Origin of the sequence: Bacteroides sp. 224 (assembly GCF_010500995.1) — a bacterium.
Classification (GTDB): domain Bacteria; phylum Bacteroidota; class Bacteroidia; order Bacteroidales; family Bacteroidaceae; genus Bacteroides.
Window position 1 is genome coordinate 1 of sequence record NZ_QVMK01000042.1, and the last position, 22,081, is coordinate 22,081.

Consider the following 22,081-nt stretch of genomic DNA (forward strand, 5'->3'; position numbering starts at 1 on the left):
ATGAAAAAGGTCAACCTAGTTTATAACTAAGTATAAACCGAGGCAACCAATTCTATTAATAAGACTGAAAGTAGTCAACTAAAAACGTTAACATACATAGTGGCTTGCCCATTGCCACAGTTTCACAACAATGCCAAGCTCATGTCACAACTGTGCCACGCCTATGGCACAACTGTGCCACACGCAAGGCACACTTGTGCCACAGGCGTGGCACAACTATACAATCAAAAGGCTTAGAACCGATACTTCACCCCAAACTCAACAGTGAATGGGCGGATGTAGGTGCCCGATAAAATAGCTCCTTCTTTTTTCTCGGCTTCTTCCTTCGTGAAGAGGTCTGCTCCGGAAATAGTTCCTTGTGCACCGCGTTGGTTCAAGAGGTTTACTGCCGATGCGCTTATTTCCAGATTCTTGTTAAAGGCATAATTAGCTCCGGCAAAGGTTTCCCAACGACCCTCAAAGTATAAAGAGTTGGTAAGGTTGGCATATTCTTTACTAAAGTATCGTGCACTGGCCCAAACCCTTAAGTTCTTCCATTGGTAACTTGGGTCTATTTCTATCAACATTTTAGATACACCGGTTACGGTGTTGTCATTGAAATTATAGTCTACAGAAGTGTTACTTCCTTTAAAATTAACCGTACCGGCATAGTTCTTATACTTAGGAGCCTGTAAGGTGAATAAGAAGTGTAAATTGAAATTCTTGAAAGGAGTAGCTACAACGTCTGTAGTCCAGCCAATTGTTTCAATATCATAAGATACCGTAGGACGAACCGTTTCTGTTCCGGAACTAAAGTTTACTGTAGAACGATACTCGTCGCGTTTAATATAGGTAGCCTTTGATACTACACTAAACCAAGGATGATTATAGAATACTCCAAATCCCGCTCCGGGTATTTTTGATTTCTTCAATCTTGGGTCATTGCCTGCCGAGTAATTCTCAAGATGTCCGGCTTGTTCGTTATAGGTAACTTCACCCAATAAACCGAATCTGCTTGTCATTTTGTATACTCCATTCAGCATAAAGGCTTTGTTAAACCAATCTTTTTCAATGTCGGTTTTTGTTTTTGACAAATAAGGAAGATTACTCTCTTCGTTTAAGTCATTATCAATATAATCACCTCTTAAACTCTGATATTCAAGTCTGATACCTCCGTTTAAGGTAAATACATCCGAAAGATCCCATTTATCTGTAATAAAGAGTGCGGTTTTGTTTTCGGTTCCGTTATGGTATTCGTATGTATAGTTATTATTTCCTTCTATGATGCGAGGGTTTTTCTCAACTGTTTGTTGATACATCACACCTTCGGTCGTAAACTTATCAATATCGTATAACCATTGATTAAGACCTACTTTCCATTCGTGTTTACCGGATTTTTTGCCAACTTCGAACAAGCTGGTTAATGATTTAATCGGAGTTTTTTTGGAGGCAAGTGCCATTACATTTTGTCTGAGTTCTCCGGTGATTTTATCTTCCGTAATTCCGGTCATAATAGGTAAGTACATACCAGATTTGGCAGAATGTAACCTGACGATATAATTAAAATCTAATCCGTTGTTGAATTTATTTTTACCGATTAAGTCGATGGTATGAGAAGAAGAACCATAATCTTTCAATGCATCCCGTTCTACTACATTGCCGGTTGCCGCATCTTCTACATTGAACTTCTGACTGGCAATATAATTATCGCTACCAATTTTAAAACCGTCGATTTCGGACACGGAACCATCAAGATGGTATTGATAAGGAGCATATTGCTGCATTGTCATAGACTTCGTATTGGCATATTTATAGAACACGGAGAAAGAGCCATTTACATTGTCCAACGCATAATCTTTGGTTAAAGCTATTTTATAAAGTTGGGTCTGGTCATTGTAATATCTGTCTATATCATTCTTATTCACCTTATAAGTACCCGGGTCGTAGTTAACAAAAGCACCAACAGAGTATTTCCATCCTTTTTTAAAGGCGCCACTAACATTGGCTGTTCCATTCAATAAACCAAAGTGATTGGAATTTACTCCTATGTTACCTTGGAACTTGTCAGTTCCAAGGTTATCATAAGTACCTACCGAAAACCCTACATCACCTATGTTGATGGCAGTTTGTCCTAAATCGAGGAGTTTAACTCCGTTTGTCATGGCATCCATGCGCCATGCTTTGTATGGCATCTCCGGCCAGAAGAAATACACTACTGGCAGATCATTTTCTAAAATAGTTGTTCCTCCTACGCTGGCAGGCAAGCCTATGTTTACGTTTCTCGGTCCACTGTTGGCAGAGGCTGCATTAAGCATTACGTTACGATCGCCCCCTTTTTGTTCGGTTGAGGCTACTTTGGTACTATCTTTAACTGTTGTATGTTGAGCCATAGCCATATTGCTTAGCAATGATAAGGCACATACTAATCCGATGTTTTTGGTTATACTTTTCATATTATAAAGAGTAAGGTGTTATTGTTTTTTTGTATATTTGGCTGTACGGGCATCGTTGATTACTCCCTTCCAGTTTAAGCCGTATGCAAAGTCGTATACATTTCCTTCGCTGTCTTTGTGACATTCCATGTCATAAGGTACGTCTTCATATTGCTTTTCTACAGTCTTCATGTTGGCAGGCATTTGGAAAGGTAATAAGCCTGATGGTTCGTATTTTCCGGAAATAATATCCAGAACAGCCTGTTCGCTGATGCCGAAGCGTACAACAATTCCATCTACACGTTTTTCGAACTCATTGAATATCATCGGGCGTGATACATTGGCTACAACAATCACCGGTTTATCTCCCATCTGTTCTCTGGTAGCCAATATTGTTTGCAAATCCATCACGTTCGATACGGTAGTTGTTTTACCTTTGTAAGAACGGCTTTTAATAGTAGGGTCTATCACCGGATCTCCTGCTGCAATACTGTGCTCCCGTGCATCTGTGGCAGTGTAAGTTCCATATTGTAGAGAAATGGGTACATAGCCGTTTCCACCATCTTTGCGATCGTATACATCATAACCTCCTCCGTCGTTGTTGCTGTACGGACTGTTTACAAATACAATGGCAAAATCTGCTTTTGTAGGATTGGTTGTTACGTTGTAGTATTTCTTTACCATTTCCAAATCTACCGGGTAGTCAATGCTTGGCTTTGACCAGATTCCCCACCAACTTTTTACTGCCGGATAATACATTTCGGGTATATATACGGTTTTGCGTTCTTTGATAGGTAATACCTGTTCCTTATTTTTCAGCAACACTACAGATTTGAGTTGAGCGTCATAACCTGCTTGCATGAATTCGGGGTTTCCAACGGTTTGTGCGCTTTCTTTTGAATCCAGATAGGGATTTTCAAACAATCCAAGGCGGAATATATTTCGGAGTAAGCGTACTGCTGACTGTTCAAAGCGGTTTTTCATGAATGATTTTCCATGCGCTTTCACTCCCATTTTATAGGCTTCGATAATCGGACCCATTACATTGTTTCCACCAAATTGGTCAACGCCTGCCATGAGAGTAATGTAATGTCTTTCTGCCACCGTTTTATCTTCTACTCCCCAGGGTTTTCCCATAAATTCGTCGGGGGTTTTACCTTCGTCTGCTGTAATCATCCAGTCGGTACATACTACTCCGTCGTATCCGTACTTCTCTCTTAAAAGATCGGTGATGATATATTTGTTGAAACCGTTGGCATAGTTACTTCCATCTTTAGATTGATTGTAGGAGATGGTATAATAAGGCATTACTGCCGATGCCATACCTGTTGCGCCATCTAACTTAAATGCTCCTTCGGTAAAAGGTTTCAGGTGAGTCTCAAAATTGTTACCGGGATAAACGGCGAACTTACCGAATGCCCAGTGACCATCTCGTCCGCCTTCTTCGGCACCACCACTTGGCCAGTGTTTCACCATAGCGTTTACACTTTTGTATCCCCATCCGCCGGTTATTTCATCCTTTCCGGTAGAGGTCTGGAAACCATCTATATAAGCACGAGCCATATCCGTGGATAATTCAGGGCTTTCTCCAAAAGTCATAGATATACGATACCAACGTGGTTCTGTTCCTAAATCAATTTGAGGAGATAACGCTGTGGTAATACCCAATGCCCGATACTCCTGAGCGGCTATTTCACCAAATTGCTTTACTACGGCAGGATCAAAGGTAGCGGCTAAACCTAATCCGTCCGGCCAAACAGATATTTCTCCACCGGCACCGGCGTTAAATTCAGCTTTTGTGTTTCCGGTGATTTGTCCGGAATGGCGTGGGTCGGAACTGGTATTTCCCGGAATTCCTAAACCAATGCCTTCAACAAAAGCCTGCATTTCATTGTTCCATTTGGCTGCTACTTCCGGGCTTTCAACCGATGTAATTAATACATGTCTAAGGTTGTCGTCCTTTAAGAATGTTTTTTGCGCATCTGTTAAATCCCATGCTTTTGCACCACTCTCTGTATACGATTTACCGTTATAAGTGCCTGCTGCAAAACCTTCGGAGTTGGAAGGGATGGCTTGATGCCCACTATAAAGCATCAATCCGGCAATTTGTTCAGTGCTCATACGTTTAGCCAAATCTTTGGCACGTTCATCTACAGGAAGGCGCCAATCTTCATATTTATCAAGTTTACCATTTTTATTGAGGTCTTTAAACTTTAGCCCGTTAATAGTGAGGATTTTTACTCCGGAGTTGGGAGAATATCCTAATGTCGCTCCATTTTCGTTTTCGATGATACGAAAATTGTCATTGTTTTGCGAGAAACCACAGGGAATAATGAGTGTGGTAGCCAACGCCAATAATAGTGTTCTCTTCATAACTTTTCTTGTTTTTAGTATTAAAAGTGCGTTATTATGACGCAAATATAGCCGAATAATTCTTGCTTGCAATAGTAAAGTGCGTCTAATTTACGCATTTATGTTGCGAAACATAATTTGCGTCACAATAACGCACTCTTTCTTTTCGGTAAAGCAAGAATTTGTTATATTTACATCGTGAAAGAGGAAAGGTTCAAAGTTTTCTTTATATTTCTTATTTATTAAATAATGGAGGATAAAAACATAATCGAATCATACCATACAGAAAGTATTCATCCGGGTTTTTCTGTGGATTGTATCATTTTAGGTTTTCATAAAGGCAAACTCCGGATATTGTTGAATCGGTTTGATCGAGTGGATAAATGGATGTTGCCCGGAGGCTTTATGCTGAAAGATGAAAACTCAGATCAGGCAGCCTATAAAATATTGAAGGTTCGAACCGGGCTGAAGGATGTTTTTCTTCATCAATTTCATTTGTTTAGCGATGTGAGTCGAACCAATATAGAAGAAAACCGCGATCTTGCAAGTAAGCTCTGGCCCAATGGAGGCGATACAGGTTGGTTGTTTCAGCGGTTTGTAACCTTAGGCTACTTGGCGTTAGTTAAGTATGACAAGGTTAATATACCTATATTAGAAGGAGAAGAACTTCAGTGGCATGATGTTAATAAGCTTCCTGCACTTTACTCCGATCATCAGAATATAATAATGAAAGCAAAGGAATATTTGCGTACTATGGCTCCCATTATACCCGTAGGTCCTGCTCTTTTGCCGGAAGAATTTGCAATAACCGAACTAAGAAAAATCTTTGAGATATTCTTGGATGTCACTCTCGATCGGAGAAACTTTCAACGTAAAATGCTTGCAGAGGGATATGTAATACCTGTAGAGAAGTCGGAAGAGGAGAGTGAAGAGAAGCCATACAATGCTCCTATCATGTATCGATTTAACCCTGAAAAGAAAGATCCGTTTAATCGGAAATTGTTTTAAAATGAGTGGTGGATATCACCACAGAGGACGCAGAGAACACAGAGCTTTTTTATTTCCTTGCGGCATCGCAACTTAATTCTCTGTGTCCTCTGCGTCCTCTGTGGTGAAAAAATCAATTATGCCAGATTCCCTATCTCATCCAAATTCTTCTGAATATCTTCATCAGCTAAAGAATAATTCTGCAAATCGCCCGAGAAATATTTATCGTAAGAAGGCATATCCAGCAAACCATGTCCTGAGAGGTTGAAGAGAATAACTTTTTCTTCGCCTGTTTCTTTGCATTTCTTTGCTTCATTGATGGCGGCTGCTATAGCGTGGCATGATTCCGATGCCGGAATAATACCTTCTGCCTGTGCAAATATAGTACCGGCCTCGAAAGATTCAAGTTGTTTGATGTCTACAGCTTCCATGTATCCGTCTTTTAGTAATTGAGATACAATAACGCCTGCTCCATGATAGCGAAGACCGCCTGCATGAATATTGGCAGGAGAAAAATTGTGACCTAATGTAAACATGGGCAATAATGGAGTATATCCTGCTTCATCACCAAAATCATATTGGAATTTACCCCGAGTTAACTTAGGACAAGAAGCCGGTTCGGCTGCAATATAACGGGTTTTCTTGCCATCGAGTATGGTGTGGCGCATAAATGGGAATGCGATTCCGGCAAAGTTAGATCCACCACCAAAACATCCGATTACGATATCAGGATACTCATTGGCCATTTCCATCTGCTTCTCTGCTTCCAAACCAATAATAGTTTGGTGCAAAGCCACATGGCTAAGCACAGAGCCTAAAGTGTATTTACAGTTAGGAGTAGTTTGAGCAAGTTCAATGGCTTCCGAAATGGCAGTACCTAAAGAACCCTGGTAGTTAGGATGAGCCGTTAGAATATCTTTACCGGCACGGGTAGACATAGATGGCGAGGGCGTAACCTGTGCACCAAAAGTCTGCATAATGCTGCGGCGGTAAGGCTTTTGTTCATAGCTTATTTTTACCTGATATACAGCAGCTTCCAGTCCGAATACTTTGGCGGCATAAGAAAGAGCGGCTCCCCACTGTCCGGCACCGGTTTCGGTGGTAATGTTGGTAATGCCCTCTTGTTTGCAATAATATGCTTGTGCTAAAGCAGAGTTTAATTTATGCGAGCCGATAGGGCTTACACTTTCGTTCTTAAAATAAATATGAGCAGGTGTTCCAATGGCTTTTTCCAATCCGTAAGCGCGTACAAGTGGAGTGCTGCGATAGTTTTTGTACATTTCGCGCACTTCTTCCGGAATCTCGATCCATGTGTTTGTTTGGTCTAATTCCTGGCGGCTGAGTTCTTCGGCAAAGATTGGAAATAAGTCTTCAGCCTTTAGTGGTTGTTTGGTTCCCGGATGCAGCGGAGGCATGGGCTTGTTTACCATGTCGGCTTGTATGTTGTACCAGTAGTGTGGAATTTCACTTTCAGGAAGAATGAACTTTTTAATTTTATTGCTCATAATGACATTGTTTTTGTGAATGAAAGTGCAAATCTAACGATTATTTTTTAATTTGGTGACTATTGGATAGTTTTCTTGCTTTTGTAGACTTGTCCGAATCTCTATCTTTCCACTCTTCAGCCCTTTTGCTTTCGCCTCAAAATGAATGGTTCCTGCCAATTCCCCAGCTTGTACAATAGCTGTTAACTGCCCACTGAAAGCATGCATCTGAGGCAAATGGAATAAATCAAGGCTGGTAGCATCCCCGTTGGCTGCTGCCCGGTATTTACCTGCGCCTTTTACTGAGAAGTTAACTAAGCGACCATCATGTGGACAGAGGTTACCGTCTTTGTCTACTACACGTACGGTAATGTAAGCTAAGTCTTTACCATCAGCAGTAATTTCATTTCTGTCTACAATTAGTTCTAAATGATGTGGCTTTCCGGCGGTACGGACAATTTTTTCTTCTACGGCTTTTCCATTTTTGTCGTAGGCTACTACTTTTACTTCTCCCGGTTCATAAACTACATCCATCCACATCAGGCGATAACGATGTTGCAAGGTTTCGTTGCTTTTACGTTTCTTGCCATAGCTTTTGCCATTTACAAAGAGTTCTGCGCTGTCGTAATTGGTGTAGACGAATATAGGAGTAATTTCTCCTTCTCGTCCTTTCCACGTCCAGTGAGGGAGAATGTGGAGTGTATTCACTTCTTTATTCCAAAGGCTACGGTATAAATAATAACGGTCTTTGGGAAGACTTGCTAAGTCTATAATACCAAATAATGAACTGTGGCTGGGCCATGCATCGGTATCATAAGGAGAAGGTTCACCCAGATAATCAAAACCTGTCCATACAAATTGTCCGATGGTCCATTGATAATCATCTGCTAAAGCAAAGTCGTCATCGGGTAGATTGGCCCAGGAGCAATACTCCATGTCATAAGAAGAAGATTGATTATCATCATACATAGCATGAGGTTTCTTCTCTACCGGAAATTTATATACTCCGCGCGAACTTACTGTGGAGGCTGTTTCGGATCCCAAGACAATATTTTGCGGAAGTTTATTGTATGCCTCCTGATAGCGGTGTGCCCGATAGTTGAAGCCGGGAACATCGAGCATAGCCGCAAAACCATTTTGAAGAACACAGCTCACCTGATCCATTCCGCAGGTAACGGGGCGAGTTGGATCTTCCCGATGACAGATATCCTGAAGGAAAGAAGCAACTTGATACCCTTGCGGTCTGCATTGAGTTGGTACTTCATTGCCAATACTCCACATTACCACACAAGGGTTGTTGCGATAATTGTGTATCATGTTCACCATATCTTTTTCTGCCCACTCTTTAAAGTAACGATGATACCCGTTTTTGCACTTGGCGATATCCCACTCGTCGAAAGGTTCAATCATCATCATAAAGCCCATCTCGTCGCAAAGCTCTACTAATTCGGGAGTCGGCATATTGTGAGCGGTACGAATGGCATCACATCCCATGTCTTTGAGTAAAGTTAGTTGCCGACGCAATGCCGCGGTATTGATGGCAGCTCCCAAAGGACCTAAATCATGGTGATTACATACCCCCTGAAATTTGCGATGTTTGCCATTGAGAAAGAATCCTCTGTCGGCAATGATTTCGATGTGGCGAATACCGAAACGAGTAGTATATTCGTCTATCAACTGTTCGTTTACATATACTTTGGAAACGGCTTTGTAAAGTTCCGGCGTTTCGGGCGACCATAAATGAGGTGCATCAATAATGAAGTTCTGTTCAAAAGGCTTTCCGTGATTGATTCTTTGTGTATTATCTTTGAATGCCACAATAACACCTTGCGGAGAGTGTATTTCTGTTTTTATGCGTACTTCTTTTTGATCTGCATTCTCAATTTTGGTTTGCAGGCGTACAGAAGCAAACTGTGTGGATACATGCGGAGTGGTAATATAGGTGCCCCATACCGGAATATGTGTTTTTTCGGTAACCACTACATGAACATTGCGATATAATCCGGCTCCCGGATACCAGCGTGATGACTGGGGTTTGTTTTCCAGGCGAACAGCCAATGAGTTGGGTGTGCCGCTTTCATTCAAGAATTCTGTAACATTGCAGTGGAATGTATTGTAACCAAAAGGCCAGAAACATGCTTCCTTTCCATTTACATATACGCGAGCTTCGCTCATGGCTCCGTCGAAAATAAGTGTTACTTGTTTGTCATTGCTATTGTCAACGGTGAATTGCGTACGATACCAACCGATTCCTGCATAAGGTAATCCTCCGGTACGTCCGGTTTTAACGGTAGCTACTTTTTCTCCGTTTTGTGTCACGGCTACGTTCTGTAAGTCGTGTTCACGATCGAAAGGTCCAAATATTGCCCAGTCGTGAGGAACAATCACACTTTCCCAACGCGAGTCGTTGAATGTCGGATTTGCAGCTTCGGGATAATCTCCTTTGACAAACTTCCAGTTTTTCTCTAATAATTGTTCGGAACGTTGTGCAGATAAAGTAGAATAGATACTAAATAAATAAAGAAGTGCTACAGTTAATCTCATATTGTTTTTGTTTTGACTTATTATCGTTTCTGCAAATGTACAATATCTTTCATCCTGAAGAAAGGGCCTTTTTATGCATCAGACCTAACAGGCATTGATTTGCAATGATTCTCCATTCTTTTGAATGATTTTCCATCATTTTTTAACCTGCTTAACACCGTTTATTTTGATTAACCGGGCTATGAAAAGGAGCATTTCCCAGTTTTTTAGGTTGTAATAATAAGGAGAAGTGATTCCGGATGTAAACGATTCTCATAAAAATGTGTGTGTTGTTAGTACTGCTGCTAAAGGTAAAGTAAATAATGGAAATGTACAATTATAGAATAAAAAAAGAGGGCTTCTTACACCCTCTTTCTGAATTATCTTCCTCTTTTATACTAAATGAGCAATCAAATCTTCCCGATCGCCATACAGTAAATCGATTACCGGAATTTCAACCATCGTATAGCATCCCGGCTGTTGTTTGAACGAAGCACGTGCCGCACAAACAAGAACTTGGGCAGTAAGTGCCGGGTTGTTAATCTTCATGTTAAATTCGAACAACTGATTTTGTGTTTTACCTGAAACCCCTTTGCGGGTAAGGTTTACACCGTGTCCCATATCCAATAAGTCGTTAACACAAGGAACCTGAATTACATGAGTTTCATCATTCACGAAATAAGCGTCTGCTTTAATGGCAGCGGCTACTTCTTCATACTTGTATCCGTCTTTTACCTCGATATAAACCATCCGACGGTGAATACCTGTTCCGGTAGGAATGGTCATAGACAAAGCAGCTTGTACACCTTCAATGGCTTTCACAGCTACAGTGTGTCCCATACTCATACCGGGGCCGAAGTTGGTATAAGTAATACCTTTCGGGGCAATAGCTTCGAGCATAGTACGAACCACAGAGTCGCTTCCCGGATCCCAGCCGGCAGAAATAATGGCTACCGTGTTGTGCTTTTTGGCAACGGCAGCCAGTTCGCGGCGTAGATCTACGATACCTGTATGGATATCAAAGCTGTCTACAGTGTTGATTCCTAAAGCAAGAATTTCTTTGGCATATTTTTCTACGCTGCGGGTTGGAGTACAAAGAATGGCAACATCCACATTCTTCAACTCTTTTATCTCTTTTACTACAGGATAATCATTTAATTCCACAGGTTTATTTTCTGCTCCATTACGACGTACTACACCTGCTACTTCAAAATCCGGAGCAGCTAAAATTGCATCTAAAACGTATTTACCAATGTTGCCATAACCAACAATGGCGGCTCTTACTTTTTTCATTGTTTTGCTCGTTATAAATATTATAATTATCTTTCGTGCAAAAATAAATAAACTATTTGAAATATAAAGTCTAATTATGATAGAATATGTGAAAGGTGAGGTTGCGGAGTTGACTCCGGCGGTTGCAGTAATAGATTGCAATGGTGTGGGTTACGCCCTTAATATCTCGTTGAATACTTACTCGGCCATCCAGGGTAAAAGTACATTTAAATTATTTGTTTATGAGGCTATCCGCGAAGATGCTTATGTGCTTTACGGATTTGCAGATAAATTGGAACGGGAGTTGTTCCTGTTACTCATTTCAGTTTCGGGTATCGGTGGAAATACTGCTCGAATGATTCTCTCGGCGTTAAGCCCTTCCGAACTTTCGAATGTAATTAGTTCTGAGAATGTGAATATGCTGAAAACAGTGAAAGGTATCGGATTGAAAACAGCTCAACGTGTCATTGTCGATTTAAAAGATAAGATTAAAACGGGAGTTACTGCATCGGGAGCGGATGTTACTTTGTCTGCTATGAATAATGCTGTTCATGAAGAGGCCGTATCTGCACTTACTATGCTTGGCTTTTCGCCTGCCCCTTCTCAAAAGGTAGTATCGGCTATTTTAAAAGAAGATCCTGCTGCCCCTGTTGAGCAGGTTATTAAACTGGCACTAAAAAGGTTGTAGGAGAAAGATAGTAACAAGAGTAATAAGTTGTTTGAATTTTTACCACAGAGTACACGGAGGGCGCAGAGGTATTATTTTTCCTGCGGAATTATTGCGATTTAATCCTCTGTGTCCTCCGTGTACTCTGTGGTGAACTCCTTTCCTGATAAGCAATTACCTTGAAAGAGGATCTTCTTTCTCTTCTATCTTTCTTTTCACGAAGTTTATTTTTAGATCCGCTTCTTTCAGCTCGTTCTTTATTTGCTCCATAGAAGCCAGTATTTGAGCAAGTTCATAAATCTCGGCCAATGCCTTTCGGTCATTAGGAAGCATGGAGGTAGTGTACTTTTTGTCTCCCAAGTATTCTACTTTGATGTTTTTATCTTGATTCAGATAGATGAATCCCATAACATTTCCATCTTCTCCTTGTTTGTAGTCGGCTTTCTCGATCTTTTCGCCTAAATCCGTGGTTTCATAAATGTCTTTGGAAGATGGAGTTTCGGCAAAAGTGCCATCGGCAACCGAAACCCTCACAGAATGATGATGTATATTGCCGGCTCCGCAATAAATGGAAGTCAGAGACATTTCTCCTTTCTCATTCACCTGAAAACGAAGGAAAGAGCGATGAAGATTCTTTTCAATTGTCTGAGTAGGGTAGAGGTAATTGCCTATCTCCTGATATTCAGCATCTTTCTCCAACACAAACCTGCCTTTGATGGCATTAAATGCTTCTTCTTTCTTTTTCAGCGAATCTTCTAAATAAGCACGGGTTTGCAGTTGTTCTTTTAATTCCACTTGTTGCATCAGGCGAATACCTTCTTTTCGGGCTTCGAATGCTTTGGGATATAATATTTTGATACTATCTATCTGTAATTTGGCTTCACTGAAGTTTCCTTCTTCAAAAGCTACACGGGCTTCTTGTAATTTAGCAGATGCTTTCTTCTCCACATTTTCCCCACAGGCAATAAGGAACAGGGAGGTTAACGAAAAAATAAACAATTTCTTCATACGTTATTCTTTTTCTTTGTAGGAGCTACAAAGCTACAAACTAAAATTGTATTTTTGTATTTTAAAAATAAAAATCAGGCATGATTGAGCTTACAAAAGAAGAATTGAGAGAACGTTTTAGCGGAAAGATCTTTGAAAAAATAACCGAAACAGCCGACGAGTTAGGTTTGGAATGTTATGCTGTGGGAGGTTATGTACGTGATCTTTTCTTGGAACGTCCTTCCAAAGATATTGATGTGGTAGTAGTGGGCAGTGGCATTGAAATGGCAAAAGCATTTGGAAAACGCTTAGGTAGAGGTGCTCACGTATCTGTATTTAAGAACTTTGGCACAGCTCAGGTAAAGTGGCACGATGAGGAAATAGAATTTGTGGGTGCTCGTAAAGAGTCTTATCAGCGTGATTCGCGTAAGCCGATTGTGGAAGACGGCACTTTGCAGGATGATCAGAACCGTCGCGATTTCACCATTAATGCACTGGCTGTATGTCTGAATAAAGAACGCCTGGGAGAACTTGTCGATCCTTTTGGTGGCATAGACGATTTGAAAGAAAAGAATATCCGTACTCCACTCGACCCCGATATAACATTCAGCGACGATCCTTTGCGAATGATGCGTTGTATTCGTTTTGCTACACAGTTAAACTTTTATATTGATGATGCTACCTTTGAATCTTTATGCCATAATAAAGAACGAATTGAAATAATCTCTCAAGAACGCATTGCCGATGAACTGAATAAAATAATCTTATCTCCTATTCCTTCTAAAGGTTTCATTGATTTGGAACGTTCGGGATTATTACAACTCATATTCCCTGAATTGGCTGCATTGCAAGGAGTAGAGGTGAAAAACGGAAAGGCGCATAAAGATAACTTCTACCATACGTTGGAAGTTTTGGATAATATCAGTAAAAAGACTAAAGGTCTGTGGTTGCGTTGGGCGGCTTTGTTACATGATATTGCCAAGCCTGCAACCAAACGTTGGGAACCCCGGGCGGGATGGACATTTCATAATCATAACTTTATTGGCGAGAAGATGATTCCTGCTATTTTCCGTAGGATGAAGCTCCCAATGAATGATAAAATGAAATATGTGCAGAAGTTAGTAGGCTTGCACATGCGCCCCATTGTTATTGCTGATGATGAGGTGACAGATTCTGCTGTACGCCGTTTGTTGTTTGAGGCAGGAGATGATATTGATGATTTGATGATGCTTTGCGAAGCGGATATAACGTCCAAGAACTCAGAACGGAAGCAACGCTTCCTGAATAACTTCCAGCTGGTTCGTCAGAAACTAAAAGATATTGAAGAGAAAGATCGGGTACGTAACTTCCAACCTCCCATCAGCGGAGACGAGATTATGAAGCTATTCAACTTGGAACCCTGCTCGGAAGTGGGAACATTGAAAAGCTCCATCAAAGATGCTATTTTGGATGGAGTTATCCCCAACGACTATGAAGCGGCTTATCAATATATGTTGAAGAAAGCAGAGAAGATGGGGTTGACGTTGGCTTAGAATCCTTTTTCTGCCAGTTTTTGTGCCATCTTTACATATTCCATCGGTATATCTACTCCTGAAATCGTTTGTCTTTTAATATCTAAGATTTCAGCATGCGATATACCGTTTCTTGTATGGCTATTTTGTATCAAAGTAAATTCTTTTCCCCATTGAGAAGATCTTAAACTGACTATACCATCATTGTCTCCTGCTTGCCGATGTATGTATAGGTAGCTGAGGGAATAGGATAAATCATCTAAGGCATTCTTCATTATAGAGTGATAACTGCAGTAATATACATCTTTATGATTCGGATTTTGTTGGTTAAAATGAATCATGTTTTCAGTTCTTAATTCGGAGAGTATTTTGTAAGGATCGGGTGATTTGTCTCCATATAGTTTCATAACAATGTCTACTATCTTACGGGCAAAAGGAGTATAAAGCGGTTTCCTGTTAAAAAGGGAATCTACAATTTCAGCTCCATGATGAGGAGTAGAAATGGTAGTTAGACTTGCAATTTTGGTGTGGTATCCCAGCGTGCTGATTAAATACCTGGAATCGAGTCCACCTTTGGAGTGGGCAATCAGGTTTACTTTTTCGGTTTGGCAAGTGTTTAAAACATAATCAACCGTTTTTTTAAGTGAGAGGGCATTACTCTCGATGCTTCCCCAGGAATCAGTGTTTCCCCGAAAAACTTGAATGCCTGCTTCCTCTAACCTTTTGGGTATTCTGCCCCAGAAGAGGTTGCTGTCTTTGGCGGCAATGCCGTGTACGAGTATGATGGGGTATTTGAGGGTAACTTTTATCATTTAGAATAACTGCAATTCTTTATCCTCCACCTCTCCAAAGATGCTATTCACTCTATCTAATGCCTGTTGTCTCACTTCAGGGGTAATATGTTCCCAAACAGTGCTTAGTATATAAACAATGGCCGCTAAATCATCTGAGAATCCTAAAATGGGGATAGCATCCGGTATAAGATCAATGGGTAGAATGAAGTAACCCAAGGCTCCTAATACTTTAGCTTTCTTAGTGATAGGGAAGTTCTTATCTTTTAAAGCATAGAATAGCAAGAAAGCAGCATACACAATTTTAGCTCCTGCTTTCTTGGTTATTTGCGCTATTTTTGATTGAAATTTCTTCTCAGAATATTGATTGCTGTATTTTTCTAAATCGTATTTATTGTTGTCCATAAAGTCCTTTTGTATGTTTGGTAGCTATACAAACTTACCATGAAGTAGACTATATAACCGAATAATCAATTTAGCAAGAACATGCTATTAGTCTATATAAAGTAGCCGTTTCATAAATAAAAGAAGCTTTATAAATAAAAGGTAGTTTCTCTTTAATTTATACTTTTGCATCATCAATTTTTGTTCCGCTGTGAAGCGTGGCACTTTTAAATAAAATAGGTTTTTGCTAAATTGATACCTTGCCGAGCGCGGCAAGGTATTTTTGCTAAAACCAAATGTTCTGTAAGTTATTTATATACAGAAGAATAATATCATAAGTTGGGCACAAAGTACACGTAAAAACATGGTTAGCGGATAAACGGTGGCATATCCTACAGCGGGAGCGTCATTACCGGCAGTAGCATTCGAATAAGCCAATGCAGGAGGGTCTGTTGTGCTACCTGCTATTAACCCCATCAATGTGTAATAGTTGATTTTACAGAACTTACGACCAATAAAGCCAATAGTTAATAAGGGGATTACTGTAATAAGGAAACCATAACCAATCCAAACATATCCTCCTTTATTAACGATGGTATCTACAAAACCTTCTCCGGCTCCTAAACCTACACAGGCTAAGAATAAAGAAATACCTACCTCACGAAGCATCAGATTGGCGCTCATGGTGGTATAGGTAATTAATTTATAATGGTATCCAAAGCGGCTAACAAGTATAGCTACAATAAGAGGACCTCCGGCCAATCCTAATTTAACCGGCTGGGGAATACCCGGGAATACAAAAGGTATGCTTCCTAAGAGAACTCCTAATGCTATACCTAAGAATAATGTGATAAGGTTAGGCTCATTTAGCCTTTTTATAGAGTTTCCTAATAATTCGGATACCTTTTTCACGGCTACCTCACTACCTACTACCGTTAATTTATCTCCTAATTGCAGGCTCAGGTTGGGGCGTGCCACAAGGTCTACTCCCGAACGGTTCAGGCGGGTAACGTTTACTCCATGCAGCCGGCGTAGTTTCAAGTCGCCTATGCGCTTGCCGTTCAGCTCGGGTTTGGTAATTAAAATGCGGCGACTGATTAGTTCGCTTTCCGTAGGAATCCATTGTTTGCGATCCATCTGGATTTCTTCTCCGATAAATGCTTTGATAGTTTCTGCATCGTTGTCGGTGGTGATAACAAAGATCTTGTCGTTTTCGTGAAGTACAGAATCGGCATCGGCAATCTCTATTTTGTTGGTATCATGATAATAGATACGGGAGATTACATATTGTCTGTTCTCCAGGAAAGAAGAAAGCTCGGCAAGCTTTTTATTAAAAATGGCAGGATTCTTTACGATTAAAGAAACAGGTATAGCACCATCTGAGTGGTTACCCTCTTCTGTCATTAGCTTTTCGTTTTCTTTGTTCAGGTTGATTTTGAATATATAGCGAATCAAAAGAATAGAAAGAATAATTCCTACTACCGCCAACGGATAAGCAACTGCATAACCCAATGCAATGGTTTCGTCGGTTCTGCCTGTAGCTTCGTAGAAGGCTTGTTGGGCGGCACCTAATCCGGGAGTATTGGTTACAGCCCCCGACATAATACCTACCATGGTAGCCATTGGTATTCCTGTGGCGAAATGTATAATAATGGTAGTAGCAACACCCAGAAATACAATTCCACAGGCCAGCATATTTAATGTAAGACCTCCTTTTTTAAAGGAAGAGAAAAAGCCGGGACCAACCTGCATCCCTACCGAGAATACAAATAGTATAAGCCCAAACTCCTTTAAGAAGTGAAGCAACTCGCCATCTACCCGAAGACCGAAATGACTGAGCAAAATACCCATAAAGAGAACCAGGGTTACACCCAATGAAACACCAAAGATTTTAATCTTACCAAGCTGTATACCTACGGCAATTACTACCGATAGTATGAGGATAGAGTGAGCAATACCATTTCCCCATAACAAATCATTAATCCAATTCATTACACCTGTTTATGTAGTTATTTTTATACGGAAAAAATATGGTTTTCCGAAATCGGGCGCAAAGGTACGAATAATAGAATGCAGACACAAAGAAAAGCTATCTTTTCATCCGTTTTTTATGGCGGTTTCTTCTTTGAAGTCTTTTTCTCTTATATCTTTTATATCGTTTGTATATAATCCATCCACTCATGGAAGCAATAGATACAAAAATCAAGATGGTAATTCCTATCCCAAGGTTATCTCCTTTAACGCGCGACCAGATAGCTAATACGTCTTCTGTTTTGTCGCCAAAGTCGCGGATCATTGCACAACGCTCAACAACAGACTTATCTGGATACTGAATTCTATCCACCTGAACGCTGTCGGCTTCCGGCCCAAATAAATAGCTGAGATCTGAATAGTAGTTTAAGGTGGTGTCAATTTTTTCTTCCAAAACTTCGGAAGTGGTTACTGCACTTACATAGCCAATGGCATCCATATTACGAAGTGCTATATCCGAGCGACACATAAAGTTGATAAAGTAACTGGCTGCTTTGCGGTTACGAGCATATTTAGGAATCACCCATCCATCATACCAGATGTTACTTCCTTCTTTGGGCACTACATAATCTAAATCAACATTCACTGTTGTTGCTTCTTCGATGGCCCATACGGCATCACCACTCCACGTCATGTTGAGCCAGGCTTTGTTTTTGGTCATCATTTCCTTTCCGAAGTCGGCTTCCCATCCGGCAATGTTGGGTTTCATGGCTTTCAGGTATTTTTCTGCCAGCTCCATAGCACGGGGCGAATAATCATTCATCAGGTCTTCTACAGTGATGCTACCTTCTTCCAATTCTTTGGTATGTGCATAGATGATGGCTGTACCATAAGCATCGCGGTAGCTCTCTTTCATTAGAATCTTGCCTGCGAATTTGGGATTCCATAGACAGTCCCAGGTGCTTGCATCTTCTTCGGTAACAAAGGCTTTGTTGTATAAGACTCCTGCCGTACCCCACATATAGCATACGGCATAGTGATCGGCTTGTCTTCCCGGTTGACTGAGCTTATTGATCTGCTCGCGAATGTAGGGAGCAATGTTGTTTATGTGGTTAGGGGAGTTGCCAAACACGGTATCTATAGGAAGTAGTAAATCTTTCTTTAGCATCCGTTCAATAATGTACTCTGAAGGGCATACTACATCAAAATCTTCATGCCCGCGCTCTATCTTGGTGAGCATCACTTCGTTGATATCAAATGTTTGGTAAATGATGCGCAGGTTTTCTCCTGTTTGTTCTTTATAATATTGTTTGAAGTCTTCCAGTACGCCTTCTTCTATATAGTCGGCCCAGTTATAGATTTTGAGGATTTGTGCTCTGTTTCCTTCGGAATTGTAGCATCCAGTAAATAGCAAAGCAATTAGGAGGCTATAAAGTATCCACCTTAAGGCTGAAAAGGTTGAACCCACTTCGGGGTTCAGTTTGCGAGAGGGGTTTTGCTGTCCCCGGGTTACGCTTCGCTCACCCGGGGTTATGCACATTTTACCCCTGTCGGGGTAATTACTAGCGGGTTTTCTATATATTGAGTGTATCATCTGAATTAATTTATACTATTTTGAACCGCAGAGTTACGCAGATTAACACAGAGTTTAAAGTTATGATGCCGCAATAAAACTAAAAACTTTGCGTTAATCTGCGTAACTCTGCGGTTCAAAAAATGAAGAACATTATACATTTACTTTTTTTGCTTGGCCTTTTGCTTTTCCGCCCTTTTGTTTATTACAATGAGCAGTGCCAATACAGTTACAAATATGATAGTCGATAATGGACGAAGTTCGGGTGTAAGCCCTCCTTTACGTGCATCGGCATAAATATAAGTCGATAAAGTTTCCAATCCCTGATTACCAATGGTGAAAATAGTTACGGCAAAATCATCAATAGAAAGCGTAATGGCCAGAATAAATCCGCTGATCATTCCCGGACGTATTTCGGGTATAATAACCTTCCGCAATGCTTGAAAGGGGGTAGCGCCCAAGTCGAGAGCAGCTTCGTAAATATTCGGATTCATTTGTTTCAAGCGAGGGAGCACACTTAATACTACGTATGGTGTACAGAATGTAATATGAGCCAATACCACAGTGGTGTATCCCTGCGATATGCCCAACGAAACAAAAAGTAAGAATAACGAGATCCCTGTGATGATATCTCCATTTAATATAGGAATACTATTAATCAATCCCACAGCTTTTTGGGTGCGGTTTTTCAAGTTGTAGATGCCAATGGCTGCGATGCTTCCCAGGATGGTGGAGGCTGTAGCAGCAATTAATGCAATGGTAATCGTATTAATCAGCGCATTGGTAAGTGAGTGATGCGAGCTGGTGTTGAATAAAGAAGTGTAAAGCTTCGTAGAAAACCCTGTCCAGTTACCTAATACCTTAGCTTCTGTAAATGAATATATTACAATAATAATGATGGGAGAATAGAGCAAGAGCAATAAAACCCACAAATAAGTTTGAGCCAATACCTTTTTTACCATAGTCCACCTCCTTCATTTGAGCTTTCTTTATCGTTGCTACTAAATAAAGAGGTAGCGGCTATCAGCAACAGCATGATAAGGGATAAAGCTGCACCATAATTCCACATACTGTTATTAATGTTCTCCTGAATGGTAGTACCAAACAACTTAATATTGTTCATCGTTAATAATTCGGCAATGGCAAAAGTAGAGATTGTAGGCATGAAAACCATCATGATTCCGCTCATAACTCCCGGCATAGAAAGCGGCAGTATGGTTTTAAAGAAGACCTGAACAGGGTTTGCTCCCAAATCCTGAGCGGCTTCGATATAACTTTTATCCATCTTTTGCAAAGTGTTGTAAATGGGATAGATCATGAATGGAATAAAATTGTAAACCATACCAAATATCAATGCTCCTTCGCCTAACTGTATGTTCAGGAAGTCGAACAGCGCTACTGTGGCCAGGGTACGAACCAATATATTCACCCACATGGGCAGAATAAATAACATAACCATGGTGTATGATTTGTTGAGCTTGCTATTGCTTAAAATCCATGCAGCAGGATATCCCAGTAAAATGCAGAAAATAGTGGTAATAATGGCAATGCCTATGGAATATACAAAAGTGTTGATGGCTTCCGGATGAAGGAAAAACTTCTCGAAATTAGAAAGCGTCAGACGACCGTTCTCATCTGTGAAAGCATATACACCGATTAATAATAACGGAATAACAATGAATATTGCCGCAAATATTAGATAAGGCAACGTCCAGCTCTTTCGCGAGAAGAAAAAGGAGAATATTTTTTTGTTCACTTCCTTTCTTGTTTATGAGTTTATTGGAATTACTTTAATGTCTGCGGGAGCAATAGAAATACCTACGCGGTCTCCATCATCCCATACGTCGTTGGTGTCTACATATACATCTTCGTCCCAGTCGGAGAAAACGGTCAGGTGGTAATGGTTTCCTTTATAAAGAATGAATTTAACTTCGCCGGTAATGGCTCCGTCTTCTTCGTTATCTAAAAGGGTGACTTTATTAAAAGATACCTCTATAATCACTTCGTTTCCGGATGCTATGTTTTCAACCGGCATGCACTCAAATGTATGCCCCAGAAATTCTACATGGGTTTCATCAATCAGTTTGCCTTTGAAGGTATTGCACACACGTTCTTTCTTCATAATATGTATGTCGAAAGGCTTAACAATCAGCCCTACCTGTTCTCCTACATTAAATTGATGATAGTCTTGCACAAGAATCTCATACCCATTGCATAAAACAACCATTTCATAATGTACACCTTTAAATATAGAAGATTGTACAACTCCACTTAACTGGGCAGATTCCGAATCGGGGAAGATGTATAAGTCTTCCGGGCGAACCACTACATCAATGGGCATGTTTTCGCCGAAGCCTTCGTCTACGCACTCAAACTCCGTATCGCAAAAGCGCACCAGCTTATCTTTAATCATGGTGCCGTTTAAGATATTACTTTCTCCAATAAAATCGGCTACAAATGAATTGGCAGGCTCATTATATATATCGGTGGGAGTACCTATCTGCTGAATGCGCCCTTCGCTCATTACCACAATGGTATCGCTGAGGGTTAGCGCTTCTTCCTGATCGTGAGTGACATACACAAAAGTGATACCCAGATTCTTGTGCATTTCCTTTAACTCCATCTGCATATCTTTCCTCATTTTCAGGTCGAGGGCGGCAAGCGGTTCATCCAGTAAAAGAACCTCCGGCTCATTAACAATGGCCCGGGCGATGGCGACACGCTGTTGCTGTCCTCCGGAAAGAGAATCTACATCCCTATACTCGTAGTCGGTCATTCCCACCATTCGGAGTGCGGCCTTCATTTTCTTTACAATATCAGGCTTACTCATCTTTTTAAGTTTTAATCCGAATGCGATGTTCTCATAAACATTCAGATGAGGAAATAACGCATACTTCTGAAATACAGTATTTACAGGACGTTTATGCGGAGGTACTTGAGTGATTTCTTTTCCGTTGATTTTGATCTCTCCTTGGGAGGGAACCTGAAACCCGGAAATTAACCTCAATAAGGTCGTCTTTCCGCAGCCGGAAGGCCCCAGAAGCGTTAAGAACTCTCCCTTTTTTATGCGTAAAGTGATGTTGTCTAAGGCTGTTTTATCTCCGAAAAACTTGGAGATATTATTCACCTCAATAATGTAATTAGTATCTTGCATCTCTATTTTGAAAA

General features: G+C 40.6%; 16 protein-coding genes. 3 read left to right on the top strand and 13 right to left on the bottom strand.

Annotated features, from left to right (window positions below; translation table 11 throughout):
• Positions 1 to 233: 233 nt before the first annotated feature.
• Positions 234 to 2,432 carry a hypothetical protein gene (locus tag D0T60_RS16185; RefSeq protein ID WP_239059587.1) on the bottom strand — a complete coding sequence of 733 codons (2,199 nt, stop codon included), beginning with the start codon at positions 2,430 to 2,432 and terminating at the stop codon, positions 234 to 236.
• Positions 2,433 to 2,450: 18 nt separating this feature from the next.
• On the bottom strand, positions 2,451 to 4,784 hold the full coding sequence (locus D0T60_RS16190) for a glycoside hydrolase family 3 N-terminal domain-containing protein (protein WP_163219173.1): 2,334 nt from the start codon (positions 4,782 to 4,784) through the stop codon (positions 2,451 to 2,453).
• 228 nt (positions 4,785 to 5,012) lie between these two features.
• On the opposite strand from D0T60_RS16190, the gene D0T60_RS16195 reads away from it, so the two are divergent.
• Positions 5,013 to 5,771 (top strand): NrtR DNA-binding winged helix domain-containing protein, encoded by a 759-nt coding sequence (locus tag D0T60_RS16195; protein WP_163219174.1) that lies wholly within the window; start codon positions 5,013 to 5,015, stop codon positions 5,769 to 5,771.
• A 116-nt stretch (positions 5,772 to 5,887) separates the two neighbouring features.
• Here D0T60_RS16195 and D0T60_RS16200 read toward each other — a convergent pair whose 3' ends face one another.
• From D0T60_RS16200 to D0T60_RS16210, 3 genes are all read right to left on the bottom strand, one after another.
• Positions 5,888 to 7,255 carry a TrpB-like pyridoxal phosphate-dependent enzyme gene (locus D0T60_RS16200; protein ID WP_163219175.1) on the bottom strand — a complete coding sequence of 456 codons (1,368 nt, stop codon included), beginning with the start codon at positions 7,253 to 7,255 and terminating at the stop codon, positions 5,888 to 5,890.
• A 33-nt stretch (positions 7,256 to 7,288) separates the two neighbouring features.
• On the bottom strand, positions 7,289 to 9,778 hold the full coding sequence (galB, locus tag D0T60_RS16205) for a beta-galactosidase GalB (RefSeq protein WP_163219176.1): 2,490 nt from the start codon (positions 9,776 to 9,778) through the stop codon (positions 7,289 to 7,291).
• Between the two features lie 372 nt (positions 9,779 to 10,150).
• Positions 10,151 to 11,050: a diaminopimelate dehydrogenase gene (locus tag D0T60_RS16210; protein ID WP_163219177.1), complete on the bottom strand. Its 900-nt coding sequence runs from the start codon at positions 11,048 to 11,050 to the stop codon at positions 10,151 to 10,153.
• Between the two features lie 76 nt (positions 11,051 to 11,126).
• Between D0T60_RS16210 and ruvA the strand changes: the two genes are divergently transcribed.
• Positions 11,127 to 11,717: a Holliday junction branch migration protein RuvA gene (ruvA, locus tag D0T60_RS16215; RefSeq protein ID WP_163219178.1), complete on the top strand. Its 591-nt coding sequence runs from the start codon at positions 11,127 to 11,129 to the stop codon at positions 11,715 to 11,717.
• 153 nt (positions 11,718 to 11,870) lie between these two features.
• Here ruvA and D0T60_RS16220 read toward each other — a convergent pair whose 3' ends face one another.
• Positions 11,871 to 12,704 carry a hypothetical protein gene (locus tag D0T60_RS16220; protein ID WP_163219179.1) on the bottom strand — a complete coding sequence of 278 codons (834 nt, stop codon included), beginning with the start codon at positions 12,702 to 12,704 and terminating at the stop codon, positions 11,871 to 11,873.
• An 80-nt stretch (positions 12,705 to 12,784) separates the two neighbouring features.
• On the opposite strand from D0T60_RS16220, the gene D0T60_RS16225 reads away from it, so the two are divergent.
• Positions 12,785 to 14,215 (top strand): CCA tRNA nucleotidyltransferase, encoded by a 1,431-nt coding sequence (locus D0T60_RS16225; RefSeq protein ID WP_163219180.1) that lies wholly within the window; start codon positions 12,785 to 12,787, stop codon positions 14,213 to 14,215.
• On the opposite strand, the gene D0T60_RS16230 is transcribed toward D0T60_RS16225, so the two are convergent.
• The 7 genes from D0T60_RS16230 to potA form a co-directional block, all read right to left on the bottom strand.
• Positions 14,212 to 15,006: an alpha/beta fold hydrolase gene (locus D0T60_RS16230; RefSeq protein ID WP_163219181.1), complete on the bottom strand. Its 795-nt coding sequence runs from the start codon at positions 15,004 to 15,006 to the stop codon at positions 14,212 to 14,214. The genes D0T60_RS16225 and D0T60_RS16230 overlap by 4 nt on opposite strands.
• Positions 15,007 to 15,390, bottom strand: coding sequence for a YkvA family protein (locus D0T60_RS16235; protein WP_163219182.1), 384 nt, complete (start codon positions 15,388 to 15,390; stop codon positions 15,007 to 15,009).
• 291 nt (positions 15,391 to 15,681) lie between these two features.
• Positions 15,682 to 17,361, bottom strand: coding sequence for a putative transporter (locus D0T60_RS16240; RefSeq protein WP_163219183.1), 1,680 nt, complete (start codon positions 17,359 to 17,361; stop codon positions 15,682 to 15,684).
• A gap of 97 nt (positions 17,362 to 17,458) precedes the next feature.
• Positions 17,459 to 18,934 (bottom strand): ABC transporter substrate-binding protein, encoded by a 1,476-nt coding sequence (locus D0T60_RS16245; protein ID WP_239059588.1) that lies wholly within the window; start codon positions 18,932 to 18,934, stop codon positions 17,459 to 17,461.
• Positions 18,935 to 19,074: 140 nt separating this feature from the next.
• The gene (locus D0T60_RS16250; RefSeq protein WP_163219184.1) at positions 19,075 to 19,875 is read right to left on the bottom strand and encodes an ABC transporter permease; all 801 of its coding nucleotides are present in this window, start codon (positions 19,873 to 19,875) and stop codon (positions 19,075 to 19,077) included.
• Positions 19,869 to 20,669: an ABC transporter permease gene (locus D0T60_RS16255; protein WP_163219185.1), complete on the bottom strand. Its 801-nt coding sequence runs from the start codon at positions 20,667 to 20,669 to the stop codon at positions 19,869 to 19,871. Before D0T60_RS16255 ends, D0T60_RS16250 begins: the two co-directional genes overlap by 7 nt.
• A gap of 12 nt (positions 20,670 to 20,681) precedes the next feature.
• A complete protein-coding gene (gene potA, locus D0T60_RS16260; RefSeq protein ID WP_163219186.1) occupies positions 20,682 to 22,067 on the bottom strand; it encodes a polyamine ABC transporter ATP-binding protein in 1,386 nt (461 codons plus the stop codon).
• Positions 22,068 to 22,081: the final 14 nt, after the last annotated feature.

Bases quoted from the DNA above. Each gene is read 5' to 3' on its own strand.
- D0T60_RS16190 (WP_163219173.1), bottom strand. From the start codon at position 4,784: ATGAAGAGAACACTATTATTGGCGTTGGCTACCACACTCATTATTCCC.
- potA (WP_163219186.1), bottom strand. From the start codon at position 22,067: ATGCAAGATACTAATTACATTATTGAGGTGAATAATATCTCCAAGTTT.
- D0T60_RS16210 (WP_163219177.1), bottom strand. From the start codon at position 11,050: ATGAAAAAAGTAAGAGCCGCCATTGTTGGTTATGGCAACATTGGTAAA.
- D0T60_RS16230 (WP_163219181.1), bottom strand. From the start codon at position 15,006: ATGATAAAAGTTACCCTCAAATACCCCATCATACTCGTACACGGCATT.
- D0T60_RS16235 (WP_163219182.1), bottom strand. From the start codon at position 15,390: ATGGACAACAATAAATACGATTTAGAAAAATACAGCAATCAATATTCT.
- D0T60_RS16245 (WP_239059588.1), bottom strand. From the start codon at position 18,934: ATGATACACTCAATATATAGAAAACCCGCTAGTAATTACCCCGACAGG.
- D0T60_RS16240 (WP_163219183.1), bottom strand. From the start codon at position 17,361: ATGAATTGGATTAATGATTTGTTATGGGGAAATGGTATTGCTCACTCT.
- D0T60_RS16195 (WP_163219174.1), top strand. From the start codon at position 5,013: ATGGAGGATAAAAACATAATCGAATCATACCATACAGAAAGTATTCAT.
- D0T60_RS16220 (WP_163219179.1), bottom strand. From the start codon at position 12,704: ATGAAGAAATTGTTTATTTTTTCGTTAACCTCCCTGTTCCTTATTGCC.
- D0T60_RS16200 (WP_163219175.1), bottom strand. From the start codon at position 7,255: ATGAGCAATAAAATTAAAAAGTTCATTCTTCCTGAAAGTGAAATTCCA.
- D0T60_RS16225 (WP_163219180.1), top strand. From the start codon at position 12,785: ATGATTGAGCTTACAAAAGAAGAATTGAGAGAACGTTTTAGCGGAAAG.
- ruvA (WP_163219178.1), top strand. From the start codon at position 11,127: ATGATAGAATATGTGAAAGGTGAGGTTGCGGAGTTGACTCCGGCGGTT.
- D0T60_RS16250 (WP_163219184.1), bottom strand. From the start codon at position 19,875: ATGGTAAAAAAGGTATTGGCTCAAACTTATTTGTGGGTTTTATTGCTC.
- galB (WP_163219176.1), bottom strand. From the start codon at position 9,778: ATGAGATTAACTGTAGCACTTCTTTATTTATTTAGTATCTATTCTACT.
- D0T60_RS16185 (WP_239059587.1), bottom strand. From the start codon at position 2,432: ATGAAAAGTATAACCAAAAACATCGGATTAGTATGTGCCTTATCATTG.